We start from the raw sequence: 14,931 nt of genomic DNA on the forward strand, positions 1-14,931 counted from the left end.
ACCGTGGATGACGCGTTGCGTCGAGAGGTGAGCACCTTCGAGGGTGGCGTCCCGCTCGGGACCCTGCCACCGGCGGGCGAGATCCCCGAGACAATGACCGCGCTCGTGGTGCGCCAGGACCGCTTCGGCTCGCCGACGTCGGCCTTCGTCGTGGAGGAGGACATCCCGGTTCCGAGGATCGGGCCGGGTGAGGTGCTGATCGCCGTGATGGCGGCAGGCGTGAACTACAACAACGTGTGGGCCGCCCGCGGCTACCCCGTCGACGTGATCGCCTTGCGGCAACGCGGCGGTGAGCCCGAGGACTTCCATATCGGCGGCTCCGATGCCTCCGGCATCGTCTACGCCGTCGGCGAAGGGGTCGACGGCATCTCGGTCGGCAGCGAGGTCATCATCCACCCGGGCTACTGGGACGTCGACGACCCGTGGATCGCGAGGGGCCGCGACCCGATGGTCGCCCCATCCGCGCGGATCTGGGGCTACGACACCAACTACGGCTCCTTCGCGCAGTTCGCCCGGGTCCAGGCACATCAGGTCCTCGCCAAGGCCGACCATCTGTCCTGGGCCGAGGCGGCCGCTCCGACCCTCGTCGGTACGACCGCCTACCGGATGTTGCACGGATGGGCGGGCAATGAGGTCGCCCAAGGCGATGTCGTGCTGGTGTGGGGAGGCTCGGGGGGACTCGGTACCCAGGCGATCCAACTCGCCCGGCTGGCGGGTGCGCGGCCGGTAGCGGTCGTCTCCGATGACGAGCGCGGTGCCTATGCGGTCGAGCGCGGTGCCATCGGCTTCATCAACCGACGCGATTTCGACCATTGGGGAATTCCTCCGCGTATCGATGACGCCGAAGGGCAGGCAGGGTGGCTGAAGTCGGCCCGGGCCTTCGGCAAGCGGATCTGGGAGATCGTGGGTGAGCGCCGGGACCCGGCCATCGTCTTCGAGCACCCGGGCGCCGCGACCGTGCCGACGAGCGTGATGGTGTGCGAGCCCGGCGGCATGGTGGTGATCTGCGCCGGCACCACGGGTTTCGATGCGATGGTCGATCTGCGTTACCACTGGACGCGGCAGAAGCGCCTCCAGGGCAGCCATGGCACGAATGACCAGCAGGCGATCGCCTACAACGAGTTGGTGCGTGCCGGGCGGATCGATCCGTGCCTAGGGAGGACCGTCGCCTTCGAGGAACTGCCACGAGTCCACGAGCAGATGGGACGCGGCGAGGAGGTCTTCGGCAACGTGGTCGCCCTCGTCGGGGCTCAGGAGACCTCGACTCCCTGAGGCCGCGACGGACGTTGACGTGGATCACGCTCACATCTAGTATATGGAATATCGTATGGAGGTTCGAAATGAAGGAGAACCCAGCGGCATTCGTGCTCGCCGGCAGTCGCGGGCTCGGCTTCGCCAGTGCGGCCTCGCTCTCGTCGGCCGGACACCCGGTGGCGATCTGCGGACGTTCGGCCGAAGGACTCGAAGCGGCGATCGCGGCGCTGCCCGGAGATGCCCGGACCATCGGCCTCGCGGCCGATGTCAGCGACGGCGCGGAGCTGGCATCCGCGGTCAAGGAGGCGCGGAATGAGCTGGGACCCATCGGGGTGCTGGTGGCCAATGCCGGCGGACCCCCGGCCGGCGGCTTCGAAGATCTGAGCGATGACGAGTGGAATGTCGCCTACGACCTGACCCTCATGAGCTTCGTGCGGGCCGTGCGGCTCGTGCTCCCCGACATGCGGTCGCTGGGCGGCGGTCGCATCGTGCTGATCGGGTCCTCGAGTATCCGGCGTCCGATCGCCAATCTGACGCTGTCGAATGCCATGCGTCCGGCGTTGGCGGGATTGGCCAAGGATCTGGCCGTGACCTATGCGCCGGACAACATCACCGTGAACGTGGTGGCGCCGGGCCGGGTCGACACCGACCGGGTCCGGTCCCTCGACCTGGCCGCGGCCCAGCGTCGCGGCCTCGACGTGGCCGAGATCCGACGCGTCTCGGAGAGCACGATCCCGATGGGGCGTTACGGCAAGCCGGACGAATTCGGCGCGGTGGTGGGCTTCCTGGCCTCACCCGAGGCGAGCTATGTGACGGGACAGTCGATCCTCGTCGACGGTGGGATGACCGCCTCGTTGCCCTGAGCGGTCGACGAGATCGACACAGCAGAGGCCGAATCTCTGCAGTGCAACTGTGAGAACACCTGGAGGAGCGGGAATGACACGAATCAGGTCAGTGGAGGCGCGGACGGTAGCGATTCCGTTGGCGAAGGCGACGGCGATGGCCCGGCGTTCGGTAGATGTCCGGTACTACGCGCTCGTCCGCGTCACCGACGACGACGGACGGACCGGCATCGGCTTCTGTTACGCCGGCAACTTCGGCGGCTCGGTCGTCTCGCATGCTGTGCGCGAGCTCATCGCGCCGTTGGTGGTCGGCCAACGAGCGGACCGACATCGAGCGCTATGGAACGAGATCTACGCCGAGACCCTGCTGCACGGCCGGGCCGGGTCGGTCTCCCGCGCGCTGAGCGCCGTCGACATCGCGCTGTGGGACCTCGCGGCACGCACCGCTGACAAGCCTCTGTGGCAGTACCTCGGCGCGACCACGATCGAGGACAGCGTTCCCGCCTATGCCAGCGGGGGTTACTACCTCGAGGGCAAGACTCCCGATGACCTGGCCGCCGAGATGCGGGGGTACGTCGATGCGGGCTTCGGGGCGGTCAAGCTCAAGGTCGGCCGGGTCGGCGTCACCCCCCAGCACGATGCTGAGCGGCTCGCGGCGGTTCGCGATGCGGTCGGCCCGGATGTCCGCGTGATGCTCGATGCCAACAATGCGTGGAGCGATGTGCCGACCGCGCTCGAGGCCCTGCGATTACTGGAGCCGTACAATCCCTTCTGGATCGAGGAGCCCTTCGGCCCGGATGACATCCGCAGTCACGCGATGCTGGCGCAACGGACACCGATCACCGTGGCGACCGGCGAGATCGAGTACGGCCGATGGAGGCACCTGGAACTGCTGGAGCGCGGCGGTGCCGCGATCCTGCAGACCGATGCGGCCGTCTGCGGGGGGATCACCGAGTTCCAGCGCATAGCCGACTCGGCCGCCTCATTCGGCGTGACGATGTGCCCGCACTGGTTCCACGACCTGCACATCCACGTGGTGGCCTCGATCGCCAACGGTCAGTATGTCGAGTACTTCCCCGACGACCAGGTCCTCAACTTCCGTCGGCTCGTGTCCCGCCAGCTCACCGTGCTGCCGGGAGGTCGCCTCGCGTTGCCGACGGAGCCGGGACTCGGATTCGACTTCCTGCCCGAGGTCGTCGAAGACGTCGCGACGGATCAGTGGTCCTGACGCCATGCGATTCGCGACCTTGAGGCTGGACGGCACTGAGCAGGCGGCGGTGCTGTGCTCAGGAGACCGCTGGGCGCCGCTGCACCACATTGACCCCCGCCTGCGCGGTGATCTGCTCCGCCTCATCGCGGAGGAACCGAGTCGCGAGAACCTGGCGAACCTGGCGCAAGCGGGTGAGTCGCTCGCCGGTGAGCAGTTCGTGGAACGGGCGGCGGCGGTCTACACCATGCCGTATCGCCCGACCGGCAAGATCTGGGGCATCGGCCTGAACTACCGGGACCATGCCGCCGACCTCAGCGCGGACAGCCCCGCCCAGCCGGCGTCGTTCATGAAGGGCGCGCACACGGTCATCGGCCCGGGGGAGCCGATCGTGGTTCCCTCGCAGAGCGAGCGCACGACCTCCGAGGCCGAGCTCGGCCTCGTCATCGGCCGGCGCATCCGCGGCATCGATCGACGAGATGCTTTGGACAGCCTCTTCGGCTTCTGCGTCGTCCTCGACCAGACCGCCGAGGACATCCTGCAGCTCAATCCGCGGTATCTGACCAGGTCCAAGAACTTCGAGACCTTCTTCTCCTTCGGTCCGGAGGTCGTGACCCCCGATGAGCTGATCGGGGAGGGCCGGCTCGGCGATATCGAGGTGGCCACGGTGCGCAATGGCGAAATCGTCCGGCGCAACACCGTCGACAACATGATGCACTCACCCGAGGAGATCCTGCGGTTCCACGCCGACATGATGCCGTTCCTGCCCGGCGACCTCATCTCGACCGGCACGCCGGGTGCCGCGGTGATCGCACCGGGCGACCGGATGGAGGCCCGGGTCGATCATCTCGAGCCGCTGGTCAACGACGTGGTCGGAGCCGGAGAGCGCGCATGATCGTCCAGCCCGTGCCCGTCGCCACCCTCGATGTCGTGGCCGAGGTGCCGCCGTCGCTACAGGTGACCGATGGGCACCCGGGATGGCTCCGCGCGCGGCGGGGTGTCCTGGCGCCGCGGGCCTTCCTCGAGGGCCCGGTGCCCGCGCCGGACGGCGGTCTCTATCTCGTCGACGTCGCCTGGGGGCGGCTGCTCCACCTCTCCGCGGCCGGGGAGTTCAGCGTGCTGCTCGAATGCGGGGGAGAGCCGAACGGTCTGGCCCTCCGGTCCGACGGTTCTCTGCTGATCGCCGACTACCAGCAGGGCCTGCGGGTCGTGGACGATCCGGCCGCCGCGACCCCTGAAGCGCGCGTCCTGGCCGATGCCGCGGTGCACGGCTTCATCGGCCTCAACGACGTGGTCGTGGATCGGCGCGGGGCCGCCTATGTCACCGATCAGGGCGACTCCGGACTCCACGATCCCTGCGGGAGCGTCCGGCGATGCGATGCCGATGGCCCCGTCTCCACAGTCATCGGCGGACTGCCGAGCCCCAATGGGCTCCTCGTGGACGAGCACGACGACATGCTGTACGTCGCGATGACCCGCGACAACGCGATCTGGCGGGTGCCCCTGCACGGGGACGAGCCGGGGCGCGTCGGCCGGTTCATCCAGCTCTCGGGCGGCATCGGCCCCGATGGCATGGCCCGCGGCCCCCGCGGGAGCTTCCTCGTCGCGCACCTCGGCCGCGGCATGGTGGCGGTCTACGACCGGACCGGCGCGCCCGCGATGGCCCTGCGGTCACCCCGCGGCCTGGCGGTCACCAATCTCTGCCTCCATCCAGATGGTCGCCTCTACGTGACCGAGTCCGAGAGCTCCTCGGTGCTCGGCCTGGAGCTGTCGAGGCTGACCGAGGTCCTCGAAGGGAGCGATCGATGACATCCATCCTCATCACCGGCCCGAACGGCCGGATGAACCAGGTGATCCGCCCGGCGCTCGCCGGAGAGTTCGAGCGGGTGGTGCTGTACTCGCGCAGCCCCGTCGACTCGCTGTACGCGGGCGAGAGCGTCGTCCTCGGCGAGTTGGACGATCTCGAACGGCTCACCGAGGCCATGGACGGCGTCGACGTCGTGGTCCACATGGCCGGCAAGGCCGACGAGGGCGAATGGGAGGAGATCCTGGCCTCCAATATCCATGGCACCTACTGCGTGCTGGAGGCGGCTCGCCGGGCGGGTGTGCGCCGCGTCGTCTACGCCAGCTCGCACCACATCACGGGCCTCTACCGCGCCGGCGAGCCGATAGGGCCCGAGGACCCCGTGCGTCCCGATTCCTACTACGGCGTGAGCAAGGCCTTCGGCGAGGCCCTCTGCCGGCTCTACCGCGACAAGTGGGGGACCGAGATCGTCTGCCTGCGCATCGGGGCGTTCCGACCCCGCCCCGAGGACACCCGGCACCTGAGCGTATGGCTCAGCGAACCCGACGGTGTCCGGCTCCTGCGGGCGGCGATCCTCGCCGAGGGCGTCACCTTCGCGGTGGTCTACGGGGTCTCGGCCAACCGTCGCTCATGGTGGGATCCCGCCGTGGCGGAGGAGGCGATCGGCTATCGGCCGCTCGACGATGCCGAGGCCTGGGCCGACCGTGTCGAGGCCACCCCGGAGGGCCCCGCATCGATCTACCAGGGTGGCGTCTTCGCCGCCCCGGATTACTGCGGAGGGGTCTGGTAGCGCCGACCACTCGCCCGGGCGCCGCGCCAGACGGTGCTCTCGAATGACAACGTGAAGGGAACAGTATGTCCAGAAACCGCAGAGAACGATTCGATCGCGTGTTCGGCGGGACCTCACCGGTCCTCGGAATGATCCACCTCCAGGCGCTGCCGGGATCTCCCGGCTTCGGAGGAAGCCTCGATGCCGTGGTCGAGCACGCGCTGCGCGATGTCGCGACGATGGTCGACGGCGGTGTCGATGCCCTCATCGTCGAGAACCTGCACGATGCCCCCTACTACCCGGAGACGACCGAGCCGGAGACTGTCGCCGCGATGGCGGTGTGCGCGAGGGAGGTCGTCCGGCAGGCGGGCGTACCGGTGGGCATCAATGTGCTGCGGAACTCCTGGAAGGCCTCGCTCGGCGTCGCGGCCGCCTCGGGGGCGGACTTCATCCGCCTCAACATCCTGACCGATGCCATGGTGACCGATCAGGGCATCATCAACGGTGCGGCCCACCTGGTGACCCGCTATCGCCGGGCGATCGGCGCGGATGACGTGCTGATCATGGCCGATCTGCTCACCAAGCATGCGGCACCGCTGGTGGAGCGGCCCGTCCCCGTCATCGCCGGCGACATGCTCGACCGCGGCGGTGCCGATGCCATCATCCTGGCCGGCGACGACTCCAGCATGCCCCCGAGCCTCTCGCGGGTCGAGATCATCAAGGAGGCCTTCCCCGATGCCCCGGTGGTGCTGGGAAGCGGCATGACGGCGGCCGTGGGAGAGGAGTACGCCCGGGTCGCGGACGGTGCGGTCTTCGGCTACGGCTCGAAGGACGAGTCCGATATGGCGCGGCCCGTGAGCGCCGAGCTGACCGGGGCCTTCGTCCGCGCCTGGGGCAGCGGGCGGTCCGCGCGGTGACGACGGGAACGCACGCATGACCAGGAAGGTCTTCGTCGACAGCGACACCGGGGTGGACGATGCCCTCGCGCTGATGCTGCTCGCGGCCGCCCCCGAGGTCGAGGTCCTGGCCGTGGGCAGCGTGTTCGGTAACTGCCACGCGGACCGGGCGGCCGACAACGCGCGCTATGTCCTCGACACCTGTGCTCGCCCGGACATCCCGGTCTACCGGGGCAGCGACGCGCCGTTGGGACAGGAGTTGCGGCTCTCGGGCGGCATCCACGGTGAAGACGGGTTCGGCAATACGGGCCTGCGCCCCGCCGAGCCGGTGCCGGGTGAGCCGGATGCGGTCTCCGTGCTGTCGGACCTCGTCGAACGTCATCCGGGGCAGATCCACTACCTGGCGCTGGGTCCGCTGACGAATCTCGCGCGGGCGCTGCAGCAGGATCCCCGCTTGATGGACCGGCTGGCGAGCGTCACGATCGTCGGGAGCCTGGGGCCGGCGCTGCACGGCGACACCGAGCCGTGGGCCGACCGGCGGTTCCGGATCTCGCGCGATCCCAATGTCGCCTTCGACTTCACCGCGGCGCGGATCGTGGCCGACACCCCCGGACCGATGACCTGGTGCGGGCCCTATGTGACCCGGCAGTGTCTCGTGCCCGAGCAGTACTTCACCGGGATCGCGGAGCGCACGGGCCATGAGCCCGCACGGCTCATCGCGCGGATCAGCGAGTACTACGCGGACTTCTACACGCGTTCCTATCCGCAGCCGGGCGGGGCACGGGTGATGGGCATCAACGACAGTCTCGCGGCCGCCTGCCTGCTGTACCCGGAGCTGATGCTGGGTGCGGTCGAACGGGTGATGGAGACCTTCGAGACCCCCGAGGGCGAGCGCTATCTCGCCGGCGTGCACGTGCGACCAGACGACCCCCGTCCGGTCCACCGCGTCGTGTTCGACGTGGACTTCGATGCCGTGATCTCGCTGGCCGGGGAGACGCTCGAGAGGCCGCTGCCATGGACCTGACCCGTCGACCCCGCGCCGTGCCCAGCGATCACCCGCACGATCCCATTCAACCGCCGGTCAACCGACCGGAACATCATGGAAAGGCCAAGTGACAGTGAGCGACTTCACCCATATCGACTACAGCGTCAAGAACCGAGTGGCGACGATCATGATCGACCGGGCGGAGGCGATGAACTCGATCACGCCCGAACTCGAAGCGGAGCTGCACGCCGCACTCGACGTGGCCGACGCGGACCCAGAGGTGCAGGTGGCGATCCTGACCGGTGCCGGCACCACCGCCTTCAGTGCTGGCTACGACATCGGCTCGGAGGGACCAGACGGCCGGCCCATGGATCCGACCAATAAGGCCGTCGGCGACTACATCAAGTTCTGGTGGAACAGCGATCGTGCGGCGGCCGACAAGCTGATGCACATCTGGAAGCTGGACATCCCGGTGATCGCCGCCGTCAACGGCTGGGCGCTGGGCGGCGGCTTCTGGTATCAGCTGGCCTGCGACATCACCATCGCCGCCGACAACGCCGTGTTCGGCCAGCCGGAGGTGCGCCACATCTCCAATACCACCTTCCTGTTCGCCGCGCTGGCGGGCTGGAAGGCGGCGAACCGCTACGGCCTCACCGGCGATCACTTCGACGCCCAGGAGGCCTACCGTCTCGGGATCGTCAACGAGGTGGTCCCGGCGGACGAGCTGATGGCCACGACCCGCGCGCTCGCCGAGCGCATCGCCATGGTCCCGGCCGCTGCGATCCGGCTGAACAAGGCCATCACCATGATGGGCCTCGAATCGGCCGGGGTGGGCAGCGGGATGAAGCTCAACGCCGTTCTCTCGGCCATCGCGCACTCGTCGCACGGTCCCGAGCGCGAGGAGCTGTTCGATCAGCAGCGTAAGGACGGCATCCGCGGATTCCTCAAGGCCCGCGACGACAAGTTCCGCCCCGAGCCCTTCGGCCCGAGGAGCCGATGAGGTCATCCACCCGAGGGCAATGAATCTGACAGGAGAAAAGAGATGAAGAACATCACCGTCCCGATCATCGACATATCGCCGTTCGAAGGCGACGATCCCGCGGCCAGCCGCGCGGTCGAGACCGCCGTCAAGGATGCCTGCGAGAACATCGGATTCCTCGTGGTCGAGGGCCATGGCGTCTCCGCCGAGCTCATCGAGCGCATGCGCGCGGTCTCCAAGGCGTTCTTCGACCTCCCCGAGGAGGAGAAGCGACTCTCGGCCTCGGACCCGGGCAAGACGATGGGCTATGTCCCCCCGCTGAAGGAGAACCTCGCCGCCACGCGCGAGGAGGAGACACCGCCGGACCTCAAGGAGGTCTTCGACATCCGGCGCCCGGACACGCCCGATGACGACTACTACACCGAGAACGAGATGGGCCGGTACTTCTTCCGCCCGCTCACCTGGCCGGAGCGCCCCGAGTCCTTCCGCGAGACCTGGACCGAGTACTACCGGGCGATGGAGTCCCTGGCGAGCACGATGATGCGCATCTTCGCCGGGGCGCTGGACCTGCCGCACGACTACTTCGAGAAGACGATGGACCGCAGTGTCGACTACCTGCGGGCGATCAACTATCCCGCACAGGACACCGCGCCGCTGCCGGGTCAGCTGCGGGCCGGGGCGCACACCGACTACGGCACGCTGACGTTGCTCCTCACGGAGGATGCTCCCGGCGGACTGCAGGTCTTGGATCATGAGGGCGAGTGGGTCGACGTCCCGCATATGAGCGGCGCCTATGTGGTCAACATCGGCGACATGATGTCCCACTGGACCAATAACCGGTGGGTGTCGACCGTGCACCGGGTCGTGAACCCCGCGGCGAACGTGCGCACCTCGACACGGCGTCAGTCCATCCCGTTCTTCCAGAACCCGAACTACGATGCCGTCATCGAGGCCATCCCCACCTGTGTCCCCGAGGGCGAGCAGCCGCTGCACGAGCCCTTCGTCGCCGGTGAGTGGCTCCGGCGGAAGCAGGACAAGTCACGTGTCGCGTGATCTCACCGCCGTGATGCGGCCGCGGGGCATCGCCGTCGTCGGTGCCTCGCGGCGGCGCAGCCGGGGCACGCTGGTGCTCGCCAATCTCCAGCGCTTCGGCTACGAGGGACGGCTGTTCGCGGTCAACCCCGGTTACGAGTCGATCGGCGAGATCCCGTGCGTCCCGTCGGTGGACGACCTGCCGGACGACATCGACGTGGTCGTCGTGGCCGTTGCCGCGGATGCGTCGCTCGAGGTGATGCGCGATGTCGCCGCGGCAGGCATCCCGGCTGCGATCATGCTGGCCAGCGGTTTCGGCGATGGCGGCGTCGGCCGGCATCGCCGGGAGGAGCTGGAGAAGCTGGTGGACTCGTCTGGACTGCTGCTGGTGGGACCGAACTGCTACGGCCTCGCGGACTTCTCCGCGGGGATCGCCGCCTACTCCGGGTCGATCGTGGATCCCCTCGACCGCGGGGGAGTCGCCCTGATCATGCAGTCGGGCGCGCTGACCCACTCGATCACCGATTCCGCCCTCGGACGTGGTCTCGGCCTCTCGGCGCTGGTGACGACCGGCAATGAGATCGGGCTGGGCGTCGCCGACTACATCGCGTGGTACGCCGCCGACCCCGCGACGACCACCATCGGCGTCTTCCTCGAAGGGTTGCGAGACACTGAGGCCTTCTCGCGCGCCTGCGAACGCGCCCGCGACGCCGGCAAGCCGGTGGTCGTCCTGGCAACCGGCAAGTCCGCCCGGAGCCGCGGCGCGGCGCTCGCGCACACGGGAGCGATCTCGGGCAGCGGGGGCGCTCTGGCCGGCCTGCTCCGTTCGATCGGCGCGGTGCAGGTCGATGACATGGACGAGTTCCGTGAGACGCTCCTGCTCTTCTCCGCCACCGGTAGGCCGACCGGCGGCGGGACCGCGCTGCTCTCCATCTCCGGCGGAGGGTCGGGCCTGCTAGCCGATCTCGCCGAGGATGTCGGGCTGGAGTTGCCGGACTTCACGGCGGAGACGTCGGCGGCTCTCAGCGCGGTCCTCCCCGATTTCGGCGTGGTCTCCAATCCGCTCGATGCCACGGGAACGGCCGCCGACGATCCCGAACTGCTCCACGATGTGCTGGTGCGCTCGGGCCGGGATCCGTCGGTGGGTGCGGTCTGCTTCGTGTTGAATGTCGGCGCGGCGGGTGAGGCGCAACGCGGTCTGTATCGCCGCCAGGCCACCACCCTGGCGCGATTCGCCACCTCGACGGATGCCGTTCCGCTGGCCATGAGCCTCACGGCGGGACCCGTCGACCCGGTGGTGCGAGCGACCCTGGATGAGGCCGGCGTGCCGCTGCTGAGCGGCGCTCGGTCGTCGCTGGCCGCGATCGCCCGCTGGTCGTCCTGGCACGCGGACTCCGACCATCGCCCCCCGAGCCTTCAACCCGCGCCTGAGCGAAGAGAGCTCCCACGCGATCTCGGCGGCCGTTCCTCGTTGATGCAGCTGGTCGATGCCGGCGTGCGGGTGCCGCGCTTCGCCCTGGCCGATACCGCCGAGCGGGCCGGCGAGCTGGCCGAGGAGCTCGGCTTCCCGTGCGTGCTCAAGATCGAGTCGGCCGATATCGCGCACAAGACCGATGTCGGCGGTGTGCGCGTGGGACTGAGCTCTCGGGACGAGGTCGTCCAGGCGACCGAGGAGATCCTGGCGGCCGCATCCTCGCAGGTTCCCGATGCCGTGATCGACGGTGTGCTCGTCCAGGAGATGGTCGCGGGACCGGGGCTGGAGTGCCTCCTCGGCGTGGTGCGCGATCCCCAGGTGGGGCTGACCCTCTCGCTGGCTCCCGGCGGCGTCCTCGTCGAGCTGATCGGGGAGGTGCCCAGCTGGCCGTTGCCGCTCGGCCCCGAGGAGGTGGCCTGGCTGATCGACCACGGCCCGCTGGCGACCCTGCTCGACGGCTACCGGGGCGGTCCGCGCTACGACAGAGCGGCGCTGATCGAGAACGTGGTCGCCTTCGCAGGTCTCGTCGCCGCCTACGGCGAACAGGTCGAGGCGGTCGAGATCAATCCGCTGATCGTGCTGCCGGAGGGGCAGGGCGCCGTCGCGGTGGACTGTCTCATCGTGCCCCGTGATCATGGCGACCTCGGGTGAGCCGAGACATGAGAGCCATGGAGACGGTGCACGAGGCGGTCGCAGCCGCGATCGCCGATCAGCGGGGCCCGGTGTTCGGGCTCATCGGCGATGCCAACATGCGGATCATCGATCGCTATGTCAATGAGCATGGCGGCCGATTCCTCGGTGCCGTCCACGAGGCCGGGGCCGTCGGGATGGCCGACGGCTGGTCCCGGATCTCCGGGCGTGTGGGCTTCGCCTCGTTGACCCATGGGCCGGGTCTGACCAATGCCCTGACCGCGCTCACCGAAGCGGTGCGGGCCCGCAGCTCGCTCGTGCTGCTCACGGGGTCCACGCCGTCGGACGAGGAACACTTCCAGCGCTTCGACATCGAGGGCCTGGCCGACCTGGCCGGAGCCGGTTTCCTCCGGCTGGATGCGCGGAGGTCGGCGCGATACCTGATCGCGGAGGCGGCCGCTCTCACGCACCGGAGCCGCCGTCCCGTGGTGGTGGACATTCCCGTCGACCTCCTCGATCAGTCCTCGACCGACGAGGACCCGGCGGACCCGATCTTGCTCGCGGAGTCCCCGACGGTTGATGCCGACCAGCTCGACCGCGTGCTCGGCATTCTCGCGACCGCCCGGCGCCCCGTCATCCTGGCCGGGCGCGGGGCCGTGTTGTCGGGGGCTGGGCCCGCGATCGCCCGATTGGCGGACCTGATATCCGCGCCGCTGGCCACGACGCTGTTGGCGAAGGGCCTGTTCGCCGGACATCCGGCAGAGCTCGGGGTCATGGGCACGCTGGGGTCCGATATCGCCACCGAGGTGATCAGCCGGGCCGATTGCATCATCGCCTTCGGCGCCGGTCTCAACCGGTTCACGACGGCCGGGGGCGGGCTCCTCGACGGCGCGACGGTCATCCGCTGCGATGACGACCCCGAGCGGATCACCGGGTCGGGCGATGTCCCGATCCTCGCCGACGCGGCCCAGGCCGCGCACCTCCTCCACGACACGCTGGCCGCCAACGAGATCGAGTTCTCCGGCTATCGCGACGAGAGGATGCTCGCCCGGATCGCCGAGTACGACCCGCGCGCGGCGCTCATCGATCGCAGCGGCGATGGTCGCATCGACCTGCGATTGGCGATGCTCCAGCTCGACGACCTGCTGCCAGCCGACCGTCTGGTGGTGTCGGATACCGGCCGGTTCATCTATCCGACCTGGAAATACCTCGGGGTGGGACGACCGGGGCACTTCGTGCATACCCTGAACTTCGCGTCGATCGGGCTCGGTCTGGCGACCGCCATCGGTGCCGCCGTCGCCGAACCGGACCGACTCGCTGTGGCGGTCGTGGGCGACGGCGGGGGACTGATGAGCATCCACGAGTTGGTGACGGCAGTGCGCCACCGCGTGCCGCTCGTCGTCCTCGTCTGCAACGACGGCGCCTATGGGATGGAGTACCGCTATCTCGACGATGCGGGGCTCGATCCGTCGCTGTCCCTGCTACCGGGCGCGGACTTCACGCGCATCGCCGAGGCGATGGGCTGTCGCGCGGTGCGCATCACTTCACTCGACGAGCTCGGGGCGATACCCGATCTCGTCGCCGATAGGGGCCGGCGGCCGCTGGTCGTTGAGCTGGTGACCGACCCGCGGCACGACCCTGGCCGATGAGCCGTGCGGTCGGCGCAGCGGTCACACGCAAGGGAGGTCTCAGTCCGGGGTGTTGATCATGAACTGGGCGGCGTGCTGGGCGTAGCCCCAGAAGCGCGCGTCGTGCTCGGGATCGAGGTCGACGGCGTCCAGTCCCTCGCGGAAGTGCCGCAACCAACGATCGCGGGCCTCGGAGTTCACCGCGAACGGAGCGTGCCGCATACGAAGGCGGGGGTGTCCGCGCTGCTCGGAATAGGTCGTCGGGCCGCCCCAATACTGCTCCAGGAACATGGTGAACCGCTCCGCCGCCGGGCCGAGGTCCTCCTCGGGATACATCGGGCGCAGCACCTCGTCCTCGGCGACTCCCGCGTAGAACACCTTCACGATGCGCTCGATCGTGGCGCGCCCGCCGATGGCCTCATAGAAGTTGTCCTCGTCGCTCATGCCCGCACCGCCCGTGGGAGAAGCGCGCTAGGCCGGTACCGGTATGAAGCCGTGCTGATCGTTCGCTCGCTCATCAGTAACCTCCAGGTGGAACCATCGTGACCGGGATCCGGATGCCCGCCGCGTCGAAGCGGTGCTTGACGCGCTGGCGCATGGCGCGAGCGACACCCCACTGCTCGAGTGGAGCGGTCTTCAGCACGACGCGGATGACGACGCCGTCCTTGTCGAAGCGCTCGACACCCCACACCTCGGGGGGCTCGAGGATCACGCCCTCGAAGGCCTTCTCGGCATACATCTCGTTGGCCACATCGTGCAGGATGCGTTGCGCCTCGTCCAGATCGGACTCATAGGCGACGGTGATGTCCAGGACCGTGCGAGCCCAGTTCTGGCTCGAATTGCCCACGCGCAGGATCTCGCCGTTGCGCACGTACCAGACGGTGCCGTCAACATCACGCAGTCGTGTGACGCGCAGGCCCACGGACTCCACCGTCCCGGCGGCCTCGCCGAGGTCCACGACATCGCCGACCCCGTACTGGTCCTCCAACATCATCGAAATGCCCGCGAGGAAGTCCTTCACGAGGGTCTGTGCGCCGAAGCCGAGTGCGACGCCGACGATGCCGGCGCTCGTCAAGAGAGGTGCGACGGGGATGCCGAAGCTCGCCAGGATGGTGACGACCGCGATGGTGAGGATGATGCCGGTCGCGACGCTCTTGAGCAGCGATCCGGTTGCTTCGGCGCGCTGACGTCGCCGCTGGGCAGCGGGCTCCCCGCGCTCGGCGATCTTGGCGCCGGCCTTCGTCTGAGCGATCGCATTGGGCATCGCTCCTTTGGCCGCTTGGCTGATCAGCCGGTCGATCAGCCGATTGGCCACCCAGCGCAGAACCAGCGCGAAGGCGATGATGATGATCGCCCGCAGCGGCACTTCGACGAAGCGGTGAAACCATGGTTCGTCGAGGAAGTCGAGGTCAGGCATGGCTCCCAACGTAC

The 14,931-nt window shown here is 68.7% G+C and carries 14 protein-coding genes; 12 read left to right on the forward strand and 2 right to left on the reverse strand.

Annotation, left to right across the window (positions count from 1 at the left end; all coding sequences use genetic code 11):
• Positions 1–3: 3 nt before the first annotated feature.
• The 12 genes from ccrA (at position 4) to BHE97_RS04045 (ending at position 13,521) form a co-directional block, all read left to right on the forward strand.
• On the forward strand, positions 4–1,272 hold the full coding sequence (ccrA, locus tag BHE97_RS03985) for a crotonyl-CoA carboxylase/reductase (RefSeq protein ID WP_201791304.1): 1,269 nt from the start codon (positions 4–6) through the stop codon (positions 1,270–1,272).
• A 68-nt stretch (positions 1,273–1,340) separates the two neighbouring features.
• On the forward strand, positions 1,341–2,117 hold the full coding sequence (locus BHE97_RS03990) for an SDR family oxidoreductase (RefSeq protein WP_087622733.1): 777 nt from the start codon (positions 1,341–1,343) through the stop codon (positions 2,115–2,117).
• A 73-nt stretch (positions 2,118–2,190) separates the two neighbouring features.
• Entirely contained in the window at positions 2,191–3,324 is a 1,134-nt protein-coding gene (locus BHE97_RS03995; protein WP_087622734.1) for a mandelate racemase/muconate lactonizing enzyme family protein, read from the forward strand.
• A 4-nt stretch (positions 3,325–3,328) separates the two neighbouring features.
• A complete protein-coding gene (locus BHE97_RS04000) occupies positions 3,329–4,198 on the forward strand; it encodes a fumarylacetoacetate hydrolase family protein (protein ID WP_087622735.1) in 870 nt (289 codons plus the stop codon).
• Entirely contained in the window at positions 4,195–5,112 is a 918-nt protein-coding gene (locus BHE97_RS04005) for an SMP-30/gluconolactonase/LRE family protein (protein WP_087622736.1), read from the forward strand. The genes BHE97_RS04000 and BHE97_RS04005 overlap by 4 nt, the downstream gene beginning before the upstream one ends.
• Complete coding sequence (locus tag BHE97_RS04010) at positions 5,109–5,897, forward strand: NAD(P)-dependent oxidoreductase (RefSeq protein ID WP_087622737.1); 789 nt, start codon at positions 5,109–5,111, stop codon at positions 5,895–5,897. Before BHE97_RS04005 ends, BHE97_RS04010 begins: the two co-directional genes overlap by 4 nt.
• A gap of 98 nt (positions 5,898–5,995) precedes the next feature.
• Positions 5,996–6,793, forward strand: coding sequence for a BtpA/SgcQ family protein (locus tag BHE97_RS04015; protein WP_170931248.1), 798 nt, complete (start codon positions 5,996–5,998; stop codon positions 6,791–6,793).
• Between the two features lie 16 nt (positions 6,794–6,809).
• The gene (locus BHE97_RS04020; protein ID WP_087622739.1) at positions 6,810–7,796 is read left to right on the forward strand and encodes a nucleoside hydrolase; all 987 of its coding nucleotides are present in this window, start codon (positions 6,810–6,812) and stop codon (positions 7,794–7,796) included.
• A 94-nt stretch (positions 7,797–7,890) separates the two neighbouring features.
• The gene (locus BHE97_RS04025; RefSeq protein WP_140399955.1) at positions 7,891–8,757 is read left to right on the forward strand and encodes an enoyl-CoA hydratase/isomerase family protein; all 867 of its coding nucleotides are present in this window, start codon (positions 7,891–7,893) and stop codon (positions 8,755–8,757) included.
• A 42-nt stretch (positions 8,758–8,799) separates the two neighbouring features.
• Positions 8,800–9,789 (forward strand): 2-oxoglutarate and iron-dependent oxygenase domain-containing protein, encoded by a 990-nt coding sequence (locus BHE97_RS19695; protein WP_140399956.1) that lies wholly within the window; start codon positions 8,800–8,802, stop codon positions 9,787–9,789.
• On the forward strand, positions 9,779–11,893 hold the full coding sequence (locus BHE97_RS04040; RefSeq protein ID WP_170931249.1) for an acetate--CoA ligase family protein: 2,115 nt from the start codon (positions 9,779–9,781) through the stop codon (positions 11,891–11,893). Before BHE97_RS19695 ends, BHE97_RS04040 begins: the two co-directional genes overlap by 11 nt.
• An 8-nt stretch (positions 11,894–11,901) precedes the next feature.
• Positions 11,902–13,521: a thiamine pyrophosphate-binding protein gene (locus tag BHE97_RS04045; protein WP_087622742.1), complete on the forward strand. Its 1,620-nt coding sequence runs from the start codon at positions 11,902–11,904 to the stop codon at positions 13,519–13,521.
• A gap of 39 nt (positions 13,522–13,560) precedes the next feature.
• Here BHE97_RS04045 and BHE97_RS04050 read toward each other — a convergent pair whose 3' ends face one another.
• Positions 13,561–13,944, reverse strand: a complete 384-nt coding sequence (locus BHE97_RS04050) for a globin (RefSeq protein WP_087622743.1) — start codon at positions 13,942–13,944, stop codon at positions 13,561–13,563.
• Between the two features lie 73 nt (positions 13,945–14,017).
• Complete coding sequence (locus BHE97_RS04055; RefSeq protein WP_087622795.1) at positions 14,018–14,917, reverse strand: mechanosensitive ion channel family protein; 900 nt, start codon at positions 14,915–14,917, stop codon at positions 14,018–14,020.
• Between the last annotated feature and the right edge of the window lie 14 nt (positions 14,918–14,931).

The sequence above is a fragment of the Aeromicrobium sp. PE09-221 genome (assembly GCF_002174305.1).
Classification (GTDB): domain Bacteria; phylum Actinomycetota; class Actinomycetes; order Propionibacteriales; family Nocardioidaceae; genus Aeromicrobium.

Excerpts from the sequence above, each read along its gene's own strand:
- BHE97_RS03990 (WP_087622733.1), top strand. The coding sequence starts at position 1,341 with ATGAAGGAGAACCCAGCGGCATTCGTGCTCGCCGGCAGTCGCGGGCTC.
- BHE97_RS03995 (WP_087622734.1), top strand. The coding sequence starts at position 2,191 with ATGACACGAATCAGGTCAGTGGAGGCGCGGACGGTAGCGATTCCGTTG.
- BHE97_RS04000 (WP_087622735.1), top strand. The coding sequence starts at position 3,329 with ATGCGATTCGCGACCTTGAGGCTGGACGGCACTGAGCAGGCGGCGGTG.
- BHE97_RS04005 (WP_087622736.1), top strand. The coding sequence starts at position 4,195 with ATGATCGTCCAGCCCGTGCCCGTCGCCACCCTCGATGTCGTGGCCGAG.
- BHE97_RS04010 (WP_087622737.1), top strand. The coding sequence starts at position 5,109 with ATGACATCCATCCTCATCACCGGCCCGAACGGCCGGATGAACCAGGTG.
- BHE97_RS04020 (WP_087622739.1), top strand. The coding sequence starts at position 6,810 with ATGACCAGGAAGGTCTTCGTCGACAGCGACACCGGGGTGGACGATGCC.
- BHE97_RS19695 (WP_140399956.1), top strand. The coding sequence starts at position 8,800 with ATGAAGAACATCACCGTCCCGATCATCGACATATCGCCGTTCGAAGGC.
- BHE97_RS04045 (WP_087622742.1), top strand. The coding sequence starts at position 11,902 with ATGAGAGCCATGGAGACGGTGCACGAGGCGGTCGCAGCCGCGATCGCC.
- BHE97_RS04050 (WP_087622743.1), bottom strand. The coding sequence starts at position 13,944 with ATGAGCGACGAGGACAACTTCTATGAGGCCATCGGCGGGCGCGCCACG.
- BHE97_RS04055 (WP_087622795.1), bottom strand. The coding sequence starts at position 14,917 with ATGCCTGACCTCGACTTCCTCGACGAACCATGGTTTCACCGCTTCGTC.